This is a genomic window from Nocardia sp. NPDC058114 (assembly GCF_042884695.1).
Lineage (GTDB): Bacteria > Actinomycetota > Actinomycetes > Mycobacteriales > Mycobacteriaceae > Nocardia.
Genome location: NZ_JBHVTK010000001.1, coordinates 945,057 through 965,467, shown reverse-complemented (window position 1 = coordinate 965,467; position 20,411 = coordinate 945,057). Strand labels below are relative to the sequence as shown.

The window sequence follows — 20,411 nt, the reverse complement described above, 5'->3', positions numbered from 1 at the left end:
CTTCACGCCGTCAAGACCTGGTCGTCGGCCAGGGCAGGTGCCGTGGACGCGAGGCAATCCAGAAACATCGCCACCGCCGGATTCTGTTCGTCGGCCCGCCACACCACGTGCAGATCCAACGTCGGGACCGGATCGACCAGTTTCACCGCCACCGGGTCGGTGTCCGAGGACCCCATACCCGCCGACACCGCCCGTGGCAGCGAGGCGAATCCGACCAGTGGGCGCACCGAGACGATGTGGGCGGTGGCGCCCGGATCGTCGGCGATCTGGGTGATGTTCAGCGAGATCCGGGTCTGCGCGGCCGACCGCAGGATCGCGTCGTACATCGCCGGACACTGTTCACGGGCGAACAGCACGCAGTCCTGGTCCCGCAGTTCGGCGAACGGCACGTGCGAGCGGTGCGCCCAGCGGTGCTGCCGGCCGACCACCGCCACCAGCGGAATCCGGTGCAGCAGCCGGCGGTACCGGAAATCGGCGGTGCTGGGGTGGCCGTAGACCATGGCCAGGTCGAGGGATCCGTCGGCCAGGGCGGCCAGCTGCGGCCCGGTTCGCTTCTCCCACAGCGACACCGAGATGCCGGGGTGGCGGTCGGTGAGCTGGGCCAGCGCGTCGGGCAGGATGTGCTTGCTGGCGGGCAGGTTGTAGCCGACGTTCAGGCTGCCGGCGCGACCGGCGGCGGTCGCCTTCGCGGCCTGGGCGGCCCGGTCGAGCTGGGCGATGATCTGGCGGGCCTGCAGCTCGAACTCCCGGCCCGCCGGCGTCAGCCGCACCTCGTGTGAATTGCGCGCGACCAGCTGCACTTCCAGGGATTTCTCCAGCTTCTGCAACTGAGCGCTGAGGCTCGGCTGCGTCAGATGCAGGCGCTGCGCCGCCCGTCCGAAATGCAGTTCCTCGGCGAGCGCGATGAACGAGACGAGATGACGGAATTCCATGATGGCGGCTCCTGAAGTCGAACAGTCCCACGCTAGCGGCAGCGAACAACCTCCCGATGAATCCCGGACGCCCGGCAATGACCCTGCGCATTGCCGGGCGGTGAAGATCAGGAATTCGGGCCGTTCACCACGGCGTAGGCGAATCCGTCCCACCCTTTCGCGCCGACGGTCTGGATGACGGTCGCGTCGACACTCGGTTCGGCGGCGAGCAATTCGATCAGGTCGCGGCTCGCTCGGGCATTGGGATCCTCGGTCTGCTCGTCGGCCACCGCGCCCGCGCGCACCACGTTGTCGACGATGATCACCGAGCCCGGGTGGGTCAGGCGCAGCGCCCACTGCACGTAGTTGGAGTTGTTGACCTTGTCGGCGTCGATGAAGACCAGGTCGAACGGTTCGGTCAGATCCTCGGCGACACCGGGCAGGGTGTCGAGGGCCGCGCCCACCAGGATCTCGACGCGCTCCCCCACGCCGGCGCGGTCGAGGTTCTCGCGCGCGACCTTGGCGTGGCGGGGTTCGAATTCGAGGGTGACGACGAGACCGCCGTCACCGACCGCGCGCGCCAGCCACTCGGTGCTGTATCCGCCGAGGGTGCCGATCTCGAGGACCCGGCGCGCTTTCGCGGTGCGGGCCAACAGGTTCAGCAGTTTGCCCTGGGGCGGGGAGACGTCGATGGCGGGCAGCCCCGCGTCGGCGTTGGCGGTGAGTGCGGGCGCTCCCTCGTCACCGACGAGCGTGGTGACGAGGTAACTGTCGACATCGGCCCAATCGTTGATCGTCATAGACGCAGTCTGCCACCGAGCGCGGGTCGGCACCGGCTCCTCGGCTGCTACTTCGCGGTCTCGACCTCGGTCACGCCCTGGATGATCTTCACCGCGCTCTGCGCCAGCATCTTCGTATCGATCAGCGCCTGCGCCAGTTTCACCAGCATCTGCGAGACCGTCACCGTGGCCAGCGAGATGTCGAGCAGCGCCCTGGCGATGAGCGCGGGGGTGGCAGTTCCGGCGGAGGCGATGAGCAGCGCGGTCATCTCGGCGAGCATGCCGGCGAGATTGCTCAGGATCTCGACCACGATCTCGCGCACTGTCTCGACGATGCCCTTCATCGCCGCGTTGCACTCCGACAGCACCTCGGCGACGGCTGCCTTCTCGGCGATCTTGCCGGTCAGCTCGGTCGCCTTGGCCACGTAGGCTTCGGCCGCGGCACCTGCCCATTCACCGATTCCGCTGTCGAGCGCGGTAGCCCACTCCTGCGCGGTGGTCGTCAGACTCTCGGCGATCGCCTTCCACGAATCCGAATACGCCTGGACCATATCCGGGCTGCCGGTGATCGATTCCAGTGATTTGCGCACCGGTTCGACGTGTTCGAGCATCCAGCTCATCAGTTGCGAACCGAGGAAGTTGAACGGGTCGAACTTCGCCAGCGTGGAGGTGCCCTTGATCGCCTTGCCGAACATCGTCGCCGCCGACGCCCAATCACCCGCGGTACCGGCCGCTTTGGAGATGGCGTCGACCTTGGTCATGATCGACCCGTCGCCGGTCATCGCGTTGTAGAGGCCGAGGCCGTTCTCCCAGGTGTCACCCTGGAGCGTGCCCTTCATGATGCCCGCGTCGGGTTCCTCCCCGCCCGTCGGCCGGCCCACGTTGCTGAACAGGAAGTTGTTTTCCTGGTAGTAGGTGTCCCGATAGTCGACGCCGTCTTGGAGCAGGTCGTTCTCGGGAGCTTCGCCGTCGTCGAAAGTGCTCACCGTGCCGGGCAGGACGGTGTGCTCGTTGAGGAACGTGCCCGCCGCGTTGGGTCCGTCGGCCATGGTCAGACGTTCCTTTCGATCTCGGCGGTCTTGCCCGTGAGATCGCCCGCCCGGGTGGTGTCACACGTTTCGAAGGTGTCGGCGGCGGTGCGGAGTTTGCCCGGCATCTCCGCGGCCAGGGTGTCGAGCTGCGCCAGTGCCTCGGTGATGTCGTCGTGGAGCGAGTTGAGGGTGCTCACCGCGTACGGCTTCACGAGCAGGCCGTAGCCGTCGTCGGCGTGGGCGAGATAGTTCGCCGCCTCGAGCGCCTTGGCGACCCCGCCGGACACGCCGTCCACCGAGCAGGCCTGTGACCTGATCGCCTCCAGATTCACATTCACCAGACTGGTCACGCAGAATCCCTCCTCCGGCGAACTCGGTCGAGTCCGCAGCTCTCGATCTAGTTGGACGCGCCCCGGCCCCGTTCGGTTCCCTCGAATGTGTGCCGGGTTGTAGCGGTGGCTACTGCAACCAGGATTTGCGCTGGTAGAACATGTCCTCGTCGGACGGCTCCTCGGGCGCGACAACCCGATCACGGTCGGGTTTGCGAGTGGCGGGAGCCTCGGGCGCGGCCGGCCACGATGCGGCGGGGGCGGCCGGAGCGGCGGGCGGCGGCGACGGCGGGACGGGCGCCGACGCGGTCGGGTCCAGGTCGGGGAACCGGTCGCTGTACTGGCCGACGATCGCCTCCCCGGCCTCGTCGGTGCCGACCGTGTCATGGACCAGGCCGGTGACCTGGTCACGCAGGCGCGCCTGGGCGCGATGCGTGCAGGCCATGAGCTCGGCCGCCACGGCGGTGGGATCCATGCCGCGCACGGCGGCCGCCAAGGTGATCGCGGTGGTCGAACCGTTGGCGTCCACGGTGACGCTGATCCGGCCGTCGGCCGAAGTATCGGTGACGCTCACCGCGGTCATCTTGGCGTGCAGCTCCTGGTAGCGCTGCGCCTTCTGTTCCAGGTCCTCCGCCCAGCGCGACAGGTCCGCGGCGGCGTTGTTCAGGTCGTCCATGCTGTGTTCCCCTCCCGCCGGGGTCCCCGGCGCTGTGCGGCGGAAGGCGTGCCGGAACCCGCCCCGCTCGGATCGCGACGAGCCTAATGGACACAGCCGCGACAGCGTTCATCAGCCCGGCACGGACGCAGCGAAGACGGCGGTCAGAAAAGGAAGTAGCGCTGGGCCATCGGGAGTTCGGTGGCGGGTTCCTCTGCCCAGACTTCGCCGTCGATGCGGACAGTGAAGGTATCGGGGTCTACTTCGATGTGGGGCATGGCGTCGTTGTGAGGCATGTCGGCCTTGGTGACGCGGCGAGCGTTCTTCACCGGCACCAGCTTTCGGCGCACGTTCAGACGGTTCGCGAGGCCGTCGTCGATGGCCTGTTCGGAGACGAAGTGCAGGGAGGTCGCCGCGGCGGCCGGGGCCGCGGCGCCGAACATGGGGCGTGGAAGCACAGGCTGCGGGGTGGGGATGGAGGCGTTGGCGTCGCCCATCGCGGCCCAGGCGATCATGCCGCCCTTGAGGACCGCGTGCGGCCGGACACCGAAGAACGCCGGTTCCCACAGCACCAGGTCGGCGAGCTTACCGACCTCGATCGAGCCGATCTCGTCGTCGAGTCCGTGCGAAACCGCCGGGCAGATCGTGTATTTGGCGATATAGCGCTGCACGCGGGCGTTGTCGGCCGCACCGTCACCGGGCAGGGCGCCACGGCGGCGTTTCATCACGTGCGCGGTCTGCCAGGTGCGCATCACCACTTCACCGATCCGGCCCATCGCCTGGGAGTCCGAGCCGATCATGGAGATGGCGCCCAGATCGTGCAGGAGGTCTTCGGCGGCGATGGTGGACGGGCGGATCCGCGATTCGGCGAAGGCCAGGTCCTCGGGGATCGACGGGCTCAGGTGATGACACACCATCAGCATGTCGAGGTGCTCGTCGAGGGTGTTGACGGTGTGCGGCCGGGTGGGGTTGGTGGAGCTGGGCAGCACATTGAGATGGGAAGCGACAGTGATGATGTCGGGCGCGTGGCCGCCACCCGCACCCTCGGTGTGGTAGGCGTGGATGCCGCGGCCCGCGATGGCGGCGAGGGTGTCCTCGACGAAACCGGCCTCGTTCAGCGTGTCCGAGTGCAGTGCCACCTGCACGCCCGCCGCGTCGGCGACGGTGAGGCAGGCATCGATCGCGGCCGGTGTGGAGCCCCAGTCCTCGTGCAGTTTGAAACCCGATGCGCCGCCACGCAATTGCTCCCACATCGATTCCTGGCTGACCGTGTTGCCCTTGCCGAGCAGCACGATGTTCATCGGCCAGTGGTCCAGGGATTCCAGCATCCGCGCCAGGTGCCAGGAGCCCGGTGTCACGGTGGTGGCCTTGGAACCCTCGGCGGGGCCGGTGCCGCCGCCGATGAGGGTGGTGATGCCGCCACCGAGCGCCTCGTCCATCAGCTGCGGGCAGATGAAGTGGACGTGGCAGTCGATGGCGCCCGCGGTGAGAATGCGGCCGTTGCCCGCGATGATCTCGGTCGACGGGCCGACAACGAGATCGCGGTGCACGCCCGACATCGTGTCGGGGTTGCCCGCCTTACCGATACCGCAGATCCGGCCGTCGCGAATGCCCACGTCGGCCTTGATGATCCCCCAGTAGTCGATGATCACGACACCGGTGATGACGGTGTCGGGGGCGCCGTCGGCGCGGGTCGCGCGTGACTGACCCATCGACTCGCGCAGCACCTTGCCGCCGCCGAACACCGCTTCCTCACCGGCGAGTCCCGGTCCGCCACTGCGGTCTTCGGTGATCTCGACGATCAGGTCGGTGTCGGCCAGGCGAATACGGTCGCCGGCGGTCGGCCCGAACAGTTCGGCGTAGCGGGCGCGGCTCAGTTCGGTCATCGGCTCTCTCCCGGACGTCGCGGCGAGAGGCTTGCCGCGCGATGGTTGTCGGTCACCTCAGGCATCCAGGTGCCCGGGCGGGTTCATGCTGATGCCGTATACCTCGCGGGTACCACCGAGCGGAACCAGCGAAATCCGCTGCGGCAGACCGGGTTCGAATCGAACGGCGGTGCCTGCCGGGATATCGAGCCGGTGCCCGTGGGCGGCTTCGCGATCGAACTCCAGCGCGGCGTTGGACTGCGGGAAGTGCACGTGGCTGCCCACCTGAACGGGGCGGTCGCCGGTATTGACCACCTCGAGCTCGACACGTACCGCGCCCGCGTTCAGTTCGATCGTGCCCTCGGCACAGAGGTATTCGCCGGGAATCATGGGTCTCGCCTATCCGATCGGGTGGTGCACGGTGACGAGCTTGGTGCCATCGGGAAACGTCGCCTCGACCTGCACGTCGTGAATCATCTCCGGCACCCCCTCCATCACATCCTCGCGGGTGAGCACCGATCGCCCCGACGACATCAGTTCCGCCACGGTCCGCCCGTCCCGTGCTCCCTCGAGCACGTGATCGGTGATCAACGCGATCGACTCCGGATGGTTCAGCTTCAACCCCCGCGCCTGCCTGCGGCGCGCCAGCTCGGCCGCATAGCTCAGCAGCAGCCGTTCCTGCTCGTGCGGCGACAGGCGCATACGTTCTCTCCTCGGCGGGTCGTGGTCGGTGAGCGACATTCTGGCACGTCGCCCGGCTGCGCGGCGACCGCCGCCGAGCGCGACCGGGGACGACCCCGAGGCGATTAACGAGATGTTAACGATGGGTCCGGGATCGGCCCTGGAACAGCCAACTCACCGGCCGAGCGGCGGGTGCGCCTGTGCCACGGATCGCCGCACCACGAATATCACTGGAGCACACCATGACGCGCCCGTACCGTCACACCCATGAACGAGTGGACCGGCCTGCTCAACGTGGTCGACGTGGAAGCCACCTGCTGGGCGGGCGACCCGCCCGCCGGACAGGTCAACGAGATCATCGAGATCGGGATCACGGTGGTCGATCTCGCCACCCGGACCAGGGTGAGCAAGCACGACATCATCGTGCGCCCGACCAGGTCCACGGTGAGCGATTTCTGTACCGAGCTCACCACCCTCACCCAGCAGCAGGTCGACAAGGGTGTCGAGTTCGGTGAGGCGCGCGGATCACAGCCGAGCCAGCACTCTCACCGTTTCGTCGAAAAGCTTGATAGCCGCCGCGGAGTCGAAGGCAGGCCCCGCGGTGTCGAGCCGTGCGCCCTGCACGATCGCGACCAGTGGCTCCGTCGGCGGTTCATCCAGGACGCCCAGGATCGGACCGACCGCTTGATCGATCGATTGCGCTGTCGCGCGCATCGCCTCGACCCTCACTGCCATCTCCGCGTCATAGTCGCCCGACAGGCCGGTATCGACCACACCGGGGTGCAGCAGGACATAGCGCACGCGCGTCGAGGACGATCGGCGCGCGAACTCGATACCCAGTAGATCGTTGAGCTGTCCACCCTGAGACAGGGCACGCAACCCGTGGTAGTCACGCTCGAAACCCCAATCGTCCCAGCGGATCTCCTCGGTCCCGCTGCCTGGCCCCGCCACGTTCAAGACGACCGGGTCGACCGCGGAGTCGAACAGATCGATCAGTTCGTAGCTCAGCACGAAGCGACTCAGGTAGAACAAGGCGAAGGTGTATTCGAACCCCTCCGCCGTGACCAGCCGCTCGGAGCGATAGTGCCGCGCGCACAGCACGAGGGCATCGAGTCGGGTGAAGTGGGCGCGCACGGACTCGATCGCGGTGCGCGTCTCGGCGATCGAGCTCAGGTCCGCCCGCACGAAATGCGCACGTCGGTCCGCGCCGATGGCCGCCGCCGCGGCGAGGAGGTCCGCGCCCTTCGCCGGATCGCGCCCGATCACCACGACGGCATCGCCCTTGGCGAGCCGGTCCAGTGCGACCGCCCGCCCCAACCCGTCTGTCCCGCCCGCGACTACAACGTGCTTCACAAGGACCGATGTTATCGATCCCGGTACGCGGATGCCACCGGACTCGTACAGAAAGCTGAACTCACAGGTTCAGACCGGAACGACGCCGAACCCGGCACGGCCGGGGGCTCCCATGGACCGCTAGGCGGCGAGGTTCTGGAGGCGGACCTGGCCGCGGGCGACGGTGCGGCCTTCCGCGTCGGTGATGACGACGACCCAGAGCTGCTGGCTGCGGCCACGGTGGATGGGGGTGGCCTCGCCGGTGAGGACGCCCTCGCGGACCGCACGCAGGAAGTCGGTGTTGTTGTTGACGCCGACGACCGAACCACGCTCGCCGAACCAGACGCCGCCGCCGACACTAGCGAGAGTTTCGATGATGGTGCAGTAGACGCCACCGTTCTGGATACCCGCGGGCTGATGCAGTTCGGGACGCACCTGCCATTCACCGCGGACCCGGTCGGGGGTGACCTCGGTGTAGCGCAGGCCGATGAGGTCGGTGAAGGTGCCTTCGCTGGCCTTGGTCATCAACTCGGGGGTGACATCGGCCAGGGACAGGGGCGTTTCGCTCATACCGTCCGGTTTACACCATCCGAAACGGCGCTCAACAGCCGGTAAGACGTAGCGGCGGGCTCCGTCTCGAAAACGGAGCCCGCCGCGGCAGGATGGCGGAGTCGACCGCAGCCCTCGGGACCACCGGCTCATCCGTACGCCGAGATCAGAGTAGGTCAGGCTTACCTAAGTCGTCAAGTGCTTGCGAATTTGTCTCATTAATGTCTCATAATTCGTCTCATAATTAGTCTTTGAGATACCGATACACGGTTGCTCGCGAGACGCCGAGCGTAGCGGCGATCTCCGCGGCGCTGCGGTGCTCGACCCGGCTCATCCTGCGCGCCGCGGCTACTCCCGCATCGTCGAGCAGTGCGGGCCTACCACGGTGCACCGCAGCAGCATTCATGTCGTCGGGGTACAGCAGATCCACCCCGGCCAGCACTTCCGCACGCAGAGCCGTCGGCGATTCGTCCGCGAACAACACCACCGGGTCGCTGAGCACGCCCAATGCCTGCACGGCGCGCACGCGATCGGACAGCGTCGGATTCGGTCCCGCTACCAGCACATTCGCTGCCAATAGCAAGTCGCGGAACCGTTCGAAGATGCTGCCCGACGCGGCGAGCGCGAGATCGTTGACGTTGAGGCGCAGCAGATATCGATGCTCGATGTAGACCTCGAGAATGCCTTCGAGCGCCTGCCGGCGGGCGACCCGCGGATCAGGGTCGGCCGCCGCGGCCAAGGCGGCGGCGAGGGCGACGAGCAGCGGCTCGGCCAGTCCGGCGAGAATGTCGTACTTGCTCGGAAAGTGATAGAGGACACCAGCCTTGGAGATGTCGAGCTGGTCGGCGATCGCCCGCACCGTCGTGCGGTGGTAACCGTGCGCGCTGAACAGATCCATCGCGACGGCAAGAATGCGCTCCCTGGTGCCGACCGCTGCGTCATCACTCATCGGCGCATTCTATCCCTTGACTGACCATCGGTCAGGCGCCTACGGTGAAAACTGACCAACGGTCAGTCACTGAGGAGTCGTCATGTCGACCTATCCCCGCATTCTCATCTCCGGCGCCAGCATCGCCGGGCCCACTCTCGCCTACTGGCTCGCCCGCCAGGGGTTCCGTCCCACCGTCGTCGAACAGGCTCCGGCGCTGCGCGCGGGCGGCAACGGCGTCGATCTGCGCGGCGCCGCGGTCGGTATCGCCGAATCCATGGGGGTGCTGCCCGCGTTGCGCGACCTCGCCACCGATATCCGGGCGCTCACCTTCGTCGATGCCGAGGGACGACGAGTCGCCGGTATGCCGACCAGCACCTTCGACGAGCCCGGCGATATCGAGGTGATGCGCGGCGACCTCGCCCGCGTTCTCTACGACGCCACCGCGCACGATGTCGACTACCGCTTCGGCGACACCGTCGACACCATCGCCCAGGACGGCGACACGGTCCAGGTGAGTTTCGCCGGTGGCACCAGCGCGGAATTCGACCTGGTCGTCGGCGCCGACGGATTGCATTCGCGCGTGCGCAATCTCGCGGTGCTGAGCGAGGCCGAGGCGGCGCACCCGCTCGGCATCGGCTTCGCGACCGCCACGGTGGATGTGAGCTTCGGCGCGCGGCGAGAGGTGACGCTGCACAATACGGCGGGCCGCGTCGCCGGGGTGTATCGATCCGGCAATCACCGAGACGCGCAAGCGTTCTTCGCGTTCCGCACCTCGCGCGAGTTCGACTTCCCGCGCGACCGGGAATCACAGATCGAGCTGTTGCGCGAGCAATTCGCCACCGCCGGCTGGGAAATCCCCACTCTGCTCGACGCCGCCACCGCCGATCCGACGTTCTATCTCGACGCGATGACACAGATCCGGATGCCGACCTGGTCGCACGGCCGCGTCGGCTTGGTCGGCGATGCCGCCTACTGCGCCACCGCGTTCTCGGGTTCGGGCGCCGCCCTCGCCATCGAAGGCGCGCATCTTCTCGCCACCGCCCTCGCCGAGAGCGACGGCCACACCGCTGCCTTCGCTCGCTACGAACACGCCTTCCGCCCGATCGTCCGCACTCGCCAGCGCTCGGTCGGCACCGGCAGCGCCATGCTCGTCCCCGCCACGAACACCCGGATCTGGCTGCGCAACCAGCTCACCCGGCTGATGGTGTTGCCACCGTTGGCCGCCCGTGTGTTCCGGGCGGACCCTCCCGCGGCGGCCCCGGTCGATCCGCTGCGGCGCGTGACGCGCCGGTAGCCCGGCCCTGGGCTTGCTCAACACGATCGTAATACTCCATGATCGCTGTACCTCTATGTTTCCGAGGCTTGTGTCGATGGTGAAAGCTCATGTTCTGGGCGTACGACGACCAGGGGTGGGCGCGGCGAGAGAGGCAAGATTTCGTGAGTAGTAGTCGTATTCCCCGATGGGCCGTGCAGGCGGTGATGTGCGCGGCGGTGGTCGGGGCCGCGGTCACAGCACCCGTTCAGGCCGAACCACTGTGGCCCGGCGGGCCCGATGTGCCCGGCGTGCCCGCCATCATTCCCGCCCCGCCGCCGGAGCCCGTGGTGGCTCCGTGCAGCGAGAAAGCCCGTGCGTGCCTGCAGTTGTCGACCAACAACGCGTGGTTGATGGACAACGGCAAGGTCACCTTCGGGCCGAGCCCGATGTCCCACGGCCGCCCCGGTTACGAAACGCCGCCCGGAGTCTTCAAGGTGGCCTTCAAGAAGCCGTTCCACTGGAGCACGCTGCACAACGCCCCCATGGAGTACGCGGTCTTCTTCAACGGTGACATCGCCTACCACATCGGACCCACCGAGGAGCAGTCCCACGGCTGCATCCGCCTGACCCCGGAAGGCGCCAAGGCGCACTACGAGTGGCTGGAACCGGGCGACATCGTCGAAGTCGTTCCCTGAGTTCTGCGTCGTGACAAGGGGAGGCCGGTCAGTCGCCGGCCTCCCCTTGTCACGTCACCGACGTGGTCAGGGCGTCGAAGAGCCAGAGTTGGGTGGTGCCGGACGTGGCGGTTTCGCCGGTGAGAGTTGTTGTGAGGTGCCAGTATCGGCGGACTCGGTGGTCTGCGCCCGCGGCGTCGACGAGGAGTTGGCGGCGGAACGACGGGGTGTCGTGGCGGTCGCGGGCGGTGGCGTGGATCGCGACGTAATGGTCCAGTTCAGGGCCGGAGTGGGGTGGGTGGCCCGCGGTGACGAGGGGCGCGACCGCGACGCAAGCATCGGCTACGTCGAACAGGAGGCGCCGTTCGTCGCGGATGCCGGGGGTGCTGCGGTGCCGGATGGTGTCGTACACGGCGGTCGCGATATCCGGATTCGAGGCCACGGCAATCAGTTCCGCGTAGGCGAGGAGGTGTTCGGGGTGGGCGCCGGGTGCCAGTTCGGGGACGTTCATGCTGAGGAAACCGTCGATGGCCGCGGCCGGTAGCGGGGTGAGTTGGCGGCGCCAGAACGTGACGAGGACATCGTGGGCCGCGCGCGGATCGACCACGGCGGCAAGCAGATTCAGGCGTTCGTCATGCCGGTCGGGAGCGGCCGATTCGACGGCGCGCAGGAGCGCCCGACGACGATTCAACGCGTCGAGTTCGTCGTCGACGGCGACGCGTTCGGCCGCGATCACCTCGGCGAGCGAGCGAGTGCCGTCGAGCACGTCCTCGATCGCCGCCAGTCCGATGCCGAAGGAGCGCAGCCGGCGTAGCAGCACCAGCCGGTCGACCGCGCCGGGTTCGAACACTCGGTGGCCGGTGGGGGTGCGCGCCGCGTCCAGCAGGCCCGCGTCGCAGTAGTACCGGACCGTTCGCACCGCGACGCCGGTCCTGGTGGCGAGCTCGCCGATCGTCAGATATGTGATGTGAGTCACTTTCGCTGGCACCTCCACCTCGGTGGAACTCCTACGGTACCGAGGACGCCCACGCGAAGGAGAACCGACGATGACCCGACAGGACACGAGGAACGACACGATCTGGCAGGCGGTGGCCGACGAACGCACCACCCTGGTCGAATTGCTGCGCGGCCTGCCCGCATCGGCGTGGGACACCGCGTCCCTGTGCGAGGGGTGGCGGATTCGGGACGTTGTGGCGCACCTGGTGCTGGCCACCCGCGTCACGGTCGCGGCCTTGCTGGTGAGCCTGATCCGCGCGCGCGGCAACACCGACCGCCTCATCCATGACACCGCTGTCCGGCACGCCGACCGGACACCGACCGCCGAGTTGCTCGCCGAACTGCGCGCCACGATCGACTCCAGGGCCATCCCGATCGGCACCACACCGGTCGATCGGCTGATGGATCTGCTGGTGCACGGGCAGGACATCGCCGTCCCGCTCGGCATCGACCGGGTGATGCCACCTGCGCCAGCGCAACTCGCACTGGACCGGGTATGGACGATGGGCGCCCCTTTCCACGCGCAGAATCGGCTGGCCGGATACTCGTTGCGAGCCACCGACAGCTCCTGGACCGCGGGCAACGGCGCACCGATCACCGGCACGGCGGCAGAACTACTGATGGTGGTCACCGGCCGCACCTCCCCCGATGAACGGGTCGGCCGGCGGTAACCGCCGACGCGCAACTCCGGAATCCCGACAGATTTCACGTAATACTCTGCAGGGCAGTGGATACAGCGATCCGCAGCACCCGGCGAACTGGGCTGCGGATCGCTCTCGGTCGACGAGATCGCGCGACCGTCAGACAGCGACGGTGGGTCGCTCGGCGGCACCGCCTGCCGCCGAAACCTCCTTTGTCTCCATATTTTCCGGCACCGAGGTCGCCCCGGCCGGGATCCGGCGCAGCAACGCCACCGCCAGCACCGCACCGGCGGCCGAGAGCACAGCAGCGGTCCACGCGGCGGCGTTCAGTCCGTGGGTGAACGCTTCCCGAGCAGCCAGTACGAGCGAATCGGCGAGGTCGGCGGGCAGCGACTCGGCCGAACTCAGCGCTGCCGGAAGGGTTTCCGAGGCGGCTCCCTCCGCCTCGGACATGTCGGCGCGGTAGATGGCCGCGCCCACGCTGCCGAGCAGCGCGACGCCCAATGCCACGCCCAGGTCGCTGGCGGTGCTGTTCACGGCCGAGGCCGCGCCTGCCTTCTCCGCCGGGGCCGCACCGATGACCAGGCCCGGGATCAGTGCCATCGCCGGGGCGATGCCCGGGTAGAGGACGTAGAAACCGACGATGAGCAGCGGTAGCCCGGCAACGCTACCGACCTGGGTGAGCACCAGGTAGCCGACCGCCGAGACCGCCAGGCCCGCGGCGATGAGAGAGGCGGGACGAATGCGGCGAGCGAGCGCGGGGGTGACGGTGGAAACGATGACCAGGCCGATGGCGGCGGGCAGAATCCACAGCCCCGCCTGCAGCGGCGACTGGGCCGCGACCAACTGCAAGTACTGGGTGAACAGCAGGTACACCCCGCCCAGGGCGACGGCGGCCAGCATGTACACGCCGAGCGACCCACTGAACGTGCGATTCGCGAACAGTCGCACGTCGAGCAGCGGATCGGCCAGGCGCAGCTGCCTGCGGACGAAGACCACCGCGAACACCACACCGGCGAGCAGCGTGAGCAGCGATTCGGCGGCGAATCCGGTCTCGGCCAGCTTCTTCACGCCGTAGACGAACGGCAGCAGCGCGGCCAGCGACAACGCGACACTGATCGGATCGAGTCGACCCGCGCTCGGCGCACGGTATTCGGGAATCAGCACCGGTACCGCGGCAACGACCACCAGCATGACCGGCACACCGATGAGCATCGACGCACCCCACCACAGCGAAGCGAGCATCAGACCACCCAGCAGCGGCCCGAGCGCCACACCCGCCGACACCGACGCGGCCCAGAGACCGATGGCGGTGGCGCGCTGCCTGTCGTCCCGGAACATGGTCGTGATCAGCGACAACGTGGCGGGCATGACGGCGGCCGCACCGAAGCCCATCACCGCTCGGGCGGCGATCAGCAGTTCCGGGCCCGGCGCGAACGCGGCCAGGATCGAGGCGGCGCCGAACAGCACGGCCCCGGCCAGCAGCAGTCGGCGACGGCCGAGCCGGTCACCGAGGGTGCCCATGGTGACGAGGAAACCGGCCATCACGAAACCGTAGATGTCGTTGATCCACAGCAGCTCACCGCTGCTCGGCGACAGATCGGCGGCGATATACGGGGTAGCGAGGAACAACACGGTCATGGTCAGGAACAGCAGGACTGTCGGCAGGAGCAGGACCGCGAGTCCCAGCCATTGGCGGGTACCTGCCCGCTCGGGGACATCGGTGAACTCGGACATCAGGAGTTTCCCTTCGAGGACGATTCGAACTGCGACCGACAGTGCCGGGCCGTGCTGCAGGAACCCTTCGGGTCGACTCCAGACGACCTCGAGCGGTTACGTGAGGCGATGATCGAGGCGCGGCGGGGCTCGCCGTGCGTGGTCGGGTCGGCGGCCGGGCCGTTTAGGGTGGGTGACATGCGTTTCGGAGTGCTCGGTCCCTTGGCGGTCTGGACCGACGAGGGACGATCCGTGCGGGTTCCAGAGCTCAAGGTGCGGGTTCTGCTCGGCGCGCTGCTGGTCGAACCGGGCCGGATCGTGCCCACCGACCGGCTCGTCGAGCATCTGTGGGATACGGCCCTGCCCGCCAACCCTGCTGGTTCGCTGCAGACGCGAGCCTCACAGTTGCGCCGGGTTCTCGGCGATGCCGAGGTGGGCGGGCGCGAGCTGCTGGTCTCGCGCTCCCCCGGCTACCTGCTCGAGGTCGCCGACGGCTCGGTGGACTCCCAGACCTTCCAGCGTGTGCTCCATCGGGCGCGTGCTACCGACGACACCGCCACTCGGGCAACGCTTCTCACCGAAGCGCTGGCGTTGTGGCGGGGCGAGGTCCTGGCCGACCTCGCCGATCACGAGTTCGCGCGGATCCCGGTGCTGCGGTGGGAGGAACAGCGCCTCACCGCGGTCGAGGAACTCGCGCAGACCCGGATCACCCTCGGCGAGCACGATCAGGTCGCCGACGAACTCGGCGAACTCACCGAGCTCCATCCGCTGCGGGAACGGTTGCGCTCGGCCCACATGCTGGCGCTGTACCGATCGGGACGACACGGCGAAGCCCTGGAAACCTACCGTCGGCTGCGCGAACACCTCGCCGAAGAGCTCGGACTCGATCCCAGTCCCGAGCTCACCGCATTGCATCGTGCTGTGCTGGAACAGGATCCGGCTCTCGGCGCGCCCGCGCGGCCCGCACCCGCGACACCGGTGACACCACGCCGGAACCTGCCCGTCGCGCCCACCTCCCTGATCGGGCGCGCGGACGATCTCGCCGCGGTCGAGGCGCTGGTCACTGCCGAACGACTGGTGACGCTCACCGGGCCGGGCGGTGTCGGCAAGACCCGCCTGGCACTGGCCACCGCGGCCGCGCATCCGGCGCGCGACGGCGTGCTGTTCGTCGAGCTCGCCGGACTGTGCCTGGGCACCGACACCGACAGCGCGCTGACGACGATCACCGAAGTCGTGGCGGGCGCCTTCGATGTCCGTGACGATTCGGCCGGTTCGAGCCCGTTCCCCGCGCCCGGCAACGGCACTCAGCTCGACCATCTCGCCGAGGCGGTGCGGGCCAAGCAGGTGCTGCTGGTGCTGGACAACGGCGAGCACGTCGCCGACGCGGCCGCCACGGTGGTGTCACGCCTGCTCGCCGCCGCACCGGAGCCGCGGGTGCTGGTCACCAGTCAGGTGCCACTGAATATCGCGGGCGAGCACATCCGGCCGGTGGCGCCGCTGGCCCTGCCCACCGCACCCGCTGCCGGACCGGGGTCGCACGAGGTGGAAACCTCACCTGCCGCACAGCTTTTCGTCGAACGGGCCCGCTCGCGCGCGCCCGGCTTCGCCGTCACCGACGACAATGCGGCGGCGATCGCGACGATCGTCACCCATCTCGACGGCCTGCCGCTGGCACTGGAACTGGCGGCGACGCGGGTCCGCGCGCTCGGGGTGCACGTGCTCGCCGAACGGATCGAGGACCGTTTCACACTGTTGTCGTCCGGCTATCGGGACGCACCCGATCGCCAGCGCACCCTGCGCGCGGTGATCGACTGGAGCTGGGAACTGCTCGATGAGCCAGAACGTGCTGTGCTGCGGCGGCTTTCGGCCCACGCCGACGGCGGCACGCTGGAATCCTCCGAAGCCGTCTGCGCCGGTGGCGACATCGCGGTCGCCGAGGTCGCGGAGTTGCTCGCTCGTGTGGTCGAGCGCTCCCTGATCATCACCCCCGCCACCGATACCCGCCCGCGCTACCGGCTGCTGAAGTCGGTCGCCGCCTACGGTGCGGACCGGTTGCGCGACAGCGGCGAGGAACCCGACACACGAGGGCGCCATCTCGCCTACTACCTCGCGTTCGCCGAACTGGCCGACCGGCACCTACGCACCGGTGACCAGCGCCGCTGGCTGTCTCGGCTCGACGCGGAGTCGGCCGACCTGCGACGGGCACTCGAGACCGCCCGTGCCGCGGGCAGGTCCGAGGACGCGCTGCGGCTGGTCAACGCCCTCGCCTGGTACTGGGTGATGCGCGGACGCCTCGCCGAGGGCATCCGGTCACTCGGCATCGCTCTCGCGGTATCCGGCGAGACCGAGCCCGCCACACGCCGGGTTGCCCTGTTGTGGCGCGGCGCTCTCGAGATCGGCGCCGGCCGTACGGTCGATTCTCTGCCGGCCCTCGCTGCGCGACCCACGCCCGCCGAACTGCGTGCCCGCTGGTACCTCGCGCACGTCTACTCCGGATTCGCCGCCCACCAGGGCATGGACGACGCGGCCCACCTGCGAGATGCCTTCGCCGACAACGCCGATGACTGGGGCATCGCGGCGGCCTCGGTGTCGCTGGCGCGCGACGCCTTCGCCCGCGGCGACCTGATCGGCCTGAGCGAGCACGCCGAGCGGAGCCGGGAGCTGTTCGCGAAGGTGGGCGATCGCTGGGGTCAGGCCATCGCCGGATTCCTGCTCGGCAGCCACGCCGAGGTGACCGGCGACCTCGACACCGCCCGTGACCACCACCGCGGCGCGCTCGCCACTGCCGAGGAACTCGGCCTGTGGACCGAAGTCGGCGAGCGGCTCACCTCGCTCGGCCGGATCGCGCTGCTGCGCGGTGAGCTCGACCGCAGCGCCGAACTGCACGAACGGGCCCGTCGGGTGGCAGTCGACCAGGGACACCTCGTCGGGGAAGAATCCGCGGTACTCGGGCTCGGTCTGGTCGCGCGCCGCCGCGGCGACCTGGCGGCGGCGCGCGAGTACCTCGGCACCTGGCTGGACTGGCATCTGCGGGCCGGGTCGCATTTCGGCGCCGCCCTGATCCTCGCCGAACTGGGCTTCACCGCCGAACTCGCCGGTGACGTTGGCGAAGCCGAGCGCCAGCACCTGCGTGGACTCGCCTGCGCCCTGCGCACCGGCGACCCCCGTGCCCACGCACTCGCGCTGGAAGGCCTGGCCGGAGCCCGGTCGCTCGCCGGATCTTCCGCCCACGCCGCGCGGCTACTCGGTGCCGCCGATGCGCTGCGTCGGTCCACCGGCGCCCCGCTGCCCGAGGCCGAACGCGGCGACGTCGACCGCATCGAGGCACGCATCCTCGCCGACATCGGAACGAACCAGTTCGCCGACAACCTCGCCGAGGGTGAGCGAGCCGAACCCTCGACCCTGCACCTCGCGCAAGTCCCGAACCGGCCCTGAGCCCACTGCGGACGCTGTCGACCGCCCTCGATCGCCCGACCGCCTCGAGTAGGCCCTGAGTCCGTCCGAAGCCCTCCCGGGCACGGTGAATCCATGACTCACACCGTGACCGACAGCCCCGATCCCCCGGTGACCGACCACGTCCGCCGCTACCTCGCCACCGACGGGCGTGCCGGCTTCCTCGACGGCGGCACCACCGACCTCGTCCTCACCACCGTCGGCCGCCGCGCCGGCGTGCGCGTCGAGGAGCGGTAGTGAGCAACCGCACCCGCGCCCACGTGCACACGTTCGCCGATTTCAAACCCGATTTCGACGCCATCGTCGGCGCCGTCAACTACGCGACCATGACCACCGTCGACGCCAAGGGACGCCCACGGTCGCGCGTCCTGATTCCGGTCTGGGAAACCGATACCGACCACCCGGCGGGCTGGCTCGGAACCTACCGCACACCGGTGAAGGCCGCCCATATCGCGGGAAATCCGCATGTGACGTTCTCCTATTGGAGCCCGGCACAGAACACCGTCGCCGTCGACGCGGTCGCCGAATGGACCGACGACCCCGGCGAGCGCGCACACGTGTGGGACCTGTACCGGCACGGCAGTCCTCCCGGCGCCGGCTACGACCCCGGACAGTTCTGGCAGGGTGCCGACGACCGGGCCTTCCAGGTACTTCGCCTCACGCCGTGGCGCATCCAGGTGCTGCGGCGACAAGATCTGGTCAGCGGAATTCCGGCACGTCTCTGGCGCGGCCAACTCCAGGGGGATTGACAGATCCGGCGGCGAACGTGGTCGTTCATCGTCGGATCCGACGGGACTGGACGTCTGTACAGGTCACGGCGCGATTCTTCGTGACGGGTACCAATACCCATCGGCACTTCCATCAGGAAGGATCTCTGCCCGAATTGCGCGAATCGGACGATTTCCTTGCCGTAGGAAATGAGCGGAGCTACGTTACCACCATCACAACAGAGATCTGATTGTGATCCACATCCCGGCCGACGGTACGACCATTTTCCGGCGGGATGCTTACCGATCATGCAAGGAGATTCACCATGGGTTCGCTGACGGAAATAATGATGGCCGCAATTGCGGGACTGGGCTCGATGGTGGAGGGCGACGGCCTTCTCGCGGTCTTCCTCGGCTCGGTCGAGGCCTTCTTCCCGTAAACGCGCCACCCGGCCAACGATAATTTTTTCATCACCCGAGGAGAAGACACATGGGATCCCTGTACGAATTGATGGCGACCGGCGCAGGCAGCTTGAGCGACGCCGTCCTGCCTTTCATTCAGGCGCTGATCACGGTCAGCGGCGGTACGCCGACGCCAGGTAAGTAATACACGGCAACACAGTCGGGGGCGGGCCGTTGACGGTCCGCCCCCGACCCATTCCTACCCACCATCCATGCCCGTGTCAACGCGTCATTTCAATAGCTGATCGACATGATTCACACCGGGTCTGCGTCGGAAAAAAGAGGATGGCCGACATCGGCCTGATCGCCGGACATCCAGCACAGCGGCGAACCACTCGACAACAGACAGCTACGGAACTACGGCCGTTTCACCCGATGCGGCCAGAATCCCTCATCGAAGAACCTCACGCCGCAAGCCACCGGCCCCAGCCGCCCAGTCTCACCGAACCACCGCAGATCAGACTGTCCAGAACCGATATCAACCCCCCTTGACATACTTGTGGCGAACGGGATCGTTCGCGGCCAGATCCCTGTTTACTGTGCCAGACAGTCGCAGTAACTACAGGTCACACGCAGTCCGGACAGGGAACATGGCAACCGCCGAGCAGCTTCCATCAGGAATGAAAAAAATGAACGATTCACGGTGAGTGAAACATCGCCTTGCCACACATCTGCGACGGCGCTACGTTACCGGCATCACATCAGTTACCGATGGTGATAACCACCCGAAGCGAGGGGGCCACCCCAGTTCCGGGGGCTAGACAACAGCGCAAGGAGATACATCATGGGCTCGTTCGATGAGCTGCTACTCGGCGTCCTGGGCGGAATGGCGTCCGCGAACTCGGGCGACCTCCTGCTCGGGACTTTCCTGGGGTCGGTGGAAGCGTTCTTCCCGTAACCCGACAACCCGTCGGCACCGTCGATTCAGCCCAGATGCTGAATTTCCCCATATTCAGGAGTAACACGTGGGATCCTTTTACGAATTGTTCGCGACGGGGATGGCCAGCCTCGGCAACGGCGCGCTGCCGTTCGTCGACGCCCTGATCAGCCTGAGCGGCGGCACGCCCATCGGCGGCGCATAACCACTGGCCGAGCGGGCAATCGCCGTCGATTCCCGACACTTCACAGCCATTTATCCGGCTGTGATCAGACCTTTCACACGAGCAAGGAGTTTTACGATGGGTTCACTGACCGAGATCATGATGGCCGCCATCGCCGGACTGGGTTCCGCGGCCGAAGGCGACGGCCTGCTCGCCGCCTTCCTGGGTTCGGTAGCAGCCTTCTTCCCGTAAACCCGGCCCACATCGGCACTTCGGCTCGTTCACCGAGCCTGATCCACCTCATCACCAGGAGTTAGACATGGGTTCCCTCTACGAACTGATGCAGACCGGCGCCGGCAGCCTCAGCGACGCGGCTCTGCCCTTCATCCAGGCGCTGATCAGCG

At 67.9% G+C, this 20,411-nt stretch carries 19 protein-coding genes and 1 pseudogene; 7 read left to right on the top strand and 13 right to left on the bottom strand.

Going from position 1 to position 20,411, the window contains the following annotated elements; all coding sequences use genetic code 11:
* Window positions 1-2 precede the first annotated feature (2 nt).
* From ACFVVI_RS04390 to ACFVVI_RS04355, 8 genes are all read right to left on the bottom strand, one after another.
* Complete coding sequence (locus tag ACFVVI_RS04390) at window positions 3-932, bottom strand: LysR family transcriptional regulator (protein ID WP_378988399.1); 930 nt, start codon at window positions 930-932, stop codon at window positions 3-5.
* Between the two features lie 107 nt (window positions 933-1,039).
* Entirely contained in the window at window positions 1,040-1,711 is a 672-nt protein-coding gene (locus ACFVVI_RS04385; protein ID WP_378656229.1) for an O-methyltransferase, read from the bottom strand.
* Window positions 1,712-1,758: 47 nt separating this feature from the next.
* Complete coding sequence (locus tag ACFVVI_RS04380; protein ID WP_387443139.1) at window positions 1,759-2,739, bottom strand: hypothetical protein; 981 nt, start codon at window positions 2,737-2,739, stop codon at window positions 1,759-1,761.
* A 2-nt stretch (window positions 2,740-2,741) separates the two neighbouring features.
* Window positions 2,742-3,071, bottom strand: a complete 330-nt coding sequence (locus ACFVVI_RS04375; RefSeq protein ID WP_378988403.1) for a type VII secretion target — start codon at window positions 3,069-3,071, stop codon at window positions 2,742-2,744.
* Window positions 3,072-3,180: 109 nt separating this feature from the next.
* Complete coding sequence (locus tag ACFVVI_RS04370; RefSeq protein WP_387443136.1) at window positions 3,181-3,726, bottom strand: YbaB/EbfC family nucleoid-associated protein; 546 nt, start codon at window positions 3,724-3,726, stop codon at window positions 3,181-3,183.
* A gap of 143 nt (window positions 3,727-3,869) precedes the next feature.
* The gene (locus ACFVVI_RS04365; RefSeq protein ID WP_387443134.1) at window positions 3,870-5,591 is read right to left on the bottom strand and encodes an urease subunit alpha; all 1,722 of its coding nucleotides are present in this window, start codon (window positions 5,589-5,591) and stop codon (window positions 3,870-3,872) included.
* A 57-nt stretch (window positions 5,592-5,648) separates the two neighbouring features.
* Window positions 5,649-5,960, bottom strand: coding sequence for an urease subunit beta (locus ACFVVI_RS04360; protein WP_378988409.1), 312 nt, complete (start codon window positions 5,958-5,960; stop codon window positions 5,649-5,651).
* 9 nt (window positions 5,961-5,969) lie between these two features.
* Complete coding sequence (locus ACFVVI_RS04355; RefSeq protein WP_101467224.1) at window positions 5,970-6,272, bottom strand: urease subunit gamma; 303 nt, start codon at window positions 6,270-6,272, stop codon at window positions 5,970-5,972.
* Window positions 6,273-6,518: 246 nt separating this feature from the next.
* On the opposite strand from ACFVVI_RS04355, the pseudogene ACFVVI_RS04350 reads away from it, so the two are divergent.
* Window positions 6,519-6,710, top strand: a pseudogene (locus tag ACFVVI_RS04350) (DNA polymerase III); the annotation flags it as partial.
* 66 nt (window positions 6,711-6,776) lie between these two features.
* On the opposite strand, the gene ACFVVI_RS04345 reads toward ACFVVI_RS04350, so the two are convergent.
* The 3 genes from ACFVVI_RS04345 to ACFVVI_RS04335 form a co-directional block, all read right to left on the bottom strand.
* Complete coding sequence (locus ACFVVI_RS04345) at window positions 6,777-7,604, bottom strand: SDR family NAD(P)-dependent oxidoreductase (protein ID WP_387443131.1); 828 nt, start codon at window positions 7,602-7,604, stop codon at window positions 6,777-6,779.
* 120 nt (window positions 7,605-7,724) lie between these two features.
* Window positions 7,725-8,108: a PaaI family thioesterase gene (locus tag ACFVVI_RS04340; RefSeq protein ID WP_378988477.1), complete on the bottom strand. Its 384-nt coding sequence runs from the start codon at window positions 8,106-8,108 to the stop codon at window positions 7,725-7,727.
* A 268-nt stretch (window positions 8,109-8,376) separates the two neighbouring features.
* Window positions 8,377-9,081, bottom strand: a complete 705-nt coding sequence (locus ACFVVI_RS04335; protein ID WP_387443129.1) for a TetR family transcriptional regulator — start codon at window positions 9,079-9,081, stop codon at window positions 8,377-8,379.
* An 82-nt stretch (window positions 9,082-9,163) separates the two neighbouring features.
* On the opposite strand from ACFVVI_RS04335, the gene ACFVVI_RS04330 reads away from it, so the two are divergent.
* Both ACFVVI_RS04330 and ACFVVI_RS04325 read left to right on the top strand, forming a co-directional pair.
* The gene (locus tag ACFVVI_RS04330) at window positions 9,164-10,357 is read left to right on the top strand and encodes an FAD-dependent monooxygenase (protein WP_387443127.1); all 1,194 of its coding nucleotides are present in this window, start codon (window positions 9,164-9,166) and stop codon (window positions 10,355-10,357) included.
* A 143-nt stretch (window positions 10,358-10,500) separates the two neighbouring features.
* Window positions 10,501-11,013: a L,D-transpeptidase gene (locus ACFVVI_RS04325; protein WP_387443125.1), complete on the top strand. Its 513-nt coding sequence runs from the start codon at window positions 10,501-10,503 to the stop codon at window positions 11,011-11,013.
* Between the two features lie 49 nt (window positions 11,014-11,062).
* On the opposite strand, the gene ACFVVI_RS04320 is transcribed toward ACFVVI_RS04325, so the two are convergent.
* Entirely contained in the window at window positions 11,063-11,968 is a 906-nt protein-coding gene (locus tag ACFVVI_RS04320; RefSeq protein ID WP_378988422.1) for a MerR family transcriptional regulator, read from the bottom strand.
* Between the two features lie 70 nt (window positions 11,969-12,038).
* Here ACFVVI_RS04320 and ACFVVI_RS04315 point away from each other — a divergent pair, with 70 nt between their 5' ends.
* Window positions 12,039-12,659: a maleylpyruvate isomerase family mycothiol-dependent enzyme gene (locus ACFVVI_RS04315; RefSeq protein ID WP_387443123.1), complete on the top strand. Its 621-nt coding sequence runs from the start codon at window positions 12,039-12,041 to the stop codon at window positions 12,657-12,659.
* A 129-nt stretch (window positions 12,660-12,788) separates the two neighbouring features.
* Here the strand turns inward: ACFVVI_RS04315 and ACFVVI_RS04310 are convergent, their stop codons facing one another.
* Window positions 12,789-14,366, bottom strand: a complete 1,578-nt coding sequence (locus ACFVVI_RS04310) for an MFS transporter (protein WP_378988426.1) — start codon at window positions 14,364-14,366, stop codon at window positions 12,789-12,791.
* A gap of 51 nt (window positions 14,367-14,417) precedes the next feature.
* Here ACFVVI_RS04310 and ACFVVI_RS04305 point away from each other — a divergent pair, with 51 nt between their 5' ends.
* The 3 genes from ACFVVI_RS04305 to ACFVVI_RS04295 all read left to right on the top strand — a co-directional run bounded on the left by ACFVVI_RS04305 (window position 14,418) and on the right by ACFVVI_RS04295 (window position 18,547).
* Window positions 14,418-17,780 (top strand): BTAD domain-containing putative transcriptional regulator, encoded by a 3,363-nt coding sequence (locus ACFVVI_RS04305; RefSeq protein WP_387443120.1) that lies wholly within the window; start codon window positions 14,418-14,420, stop codon window positions 17,778-17,780.
* A gap of 93 nt (window positions 17,781-17,873) precedes the next feature.
* Entirely contained in the window at window positions 17,874-18,035 is a 162-nt protein-coding gene (locus ACFVVI_RS04300; RefSeq protein WP_387443118.1) for a hypothetical protein, read from the top strand.
* Window positions 18,035-18,547 carry a pyridoxamine 5'-phosphate oxidase family protein gene (locus ACFVVI_RS04295; RefSeq protein ID WP_387443117.1) on the top strand — a complete coding sequence of 171 codons (513 nt, stop codon included), beginning with the start codon at window positions 18,035-18,037 and terminating at the stop codon, window positions 18,545-18,547. Before ACFVVI_RS04300 ends, ACFVVI_RS04295 begins: the two co-directional genes overlap by 1 nt.
* Window positions 18,548-20,411 lie beyond the last annotated feature (1,864 nt).

Coding starts and splice junctions, on each gene's coding strand:
- ACFVVI_RS04340 (WP_378988477.1), bottom strand. CDS start 8,108: ATGACCAAGGCCAGCGAAGGCACCTTCACCGACCTCATCGGCCTGCGC.
- ACFVVI_RS04300 (WP_387443118.1), top strand. CDS start 17,874: ATGACTCACACCGTGACCGACAGCCCCGATCCCCCGGTGACCGACCAC.
- ACFVVI_RS04390 (WP_378988399.1), bottom strand. CDS start 932: ATGGAATTCCGTCATCTCGTCTCGTTCATCGCGCTCGCCGAGGAACTG.
- ACFVVI_RS04355 (WP_101467224.1), bottom strand. CDS start 6,272: ATGCGCCTGTCGCCGCACGAGCAGGAACGGCTGCTGCTGAGCTATGCG.
- ACFVVI_RS04310 (WP_378988426.1), bottom strand. CDS start 14,366: ATGTCCGAGTTCACCGATGTCCCCGAGCGGGCAGGTACCCGCCAATGG.
- ACFVVI_RS04330 (WP_387443127.1), top strand. CDS start 9,164: ATGTCGACCTATCCCCGCATTCTCATCTCCGGCGCCAGCATCGCCGGG.
- ACFVVI_RS04370 (WP_387443136.1), bottom strand. CDS start 3,726: ATGGACGACCTGAACAACGCCGCCGCGGACCTGTCGCGCTGGGCGGAG.
- ACFVVI_RS04385 (WP_378656229.1), bottom strand. CDS start 1,711: ATGACGATCAACGATTGGGCCGATGTCGACAGTTACCTCGTCACCACG.
- ACFVVI_RS04380 (WP_387443139.1), bottom strand. CDS start 2,739: ATGGCCGACGGACCCAACGCGGCGGGCACGTTCCTCAACGAGCACACC.
- ACFVVI_RS04335 (WP_387443129.1), bottom strand. CDS start 9,081: ATGAGTGATGACGCAGCGGTCGGCACCAGGGAGCGCATTCTTGCCGTC.
- ACFVVI_RS04365 (WP_387443134.1), bottom strand. CDS start 5,591: ATGACCGAACTGAGCCGCGCCCGCTACGCCGAACTGTTCGGGCCGACC.
- ACFVVI_RS04315 (WP_387443123.1), top strand. CDS start 12,039: ATGACCCGACAGGACACGAGGAACGACACGATCTGGCAGGCGGTGGCC.
- ACFVVI_RS04360 (WP_378988409.1), bottom strand. CDS start 5,960: ATGATTCCCGGCGAATACCTCTGTGCCGAGGGCACGATCGAACTGAAC.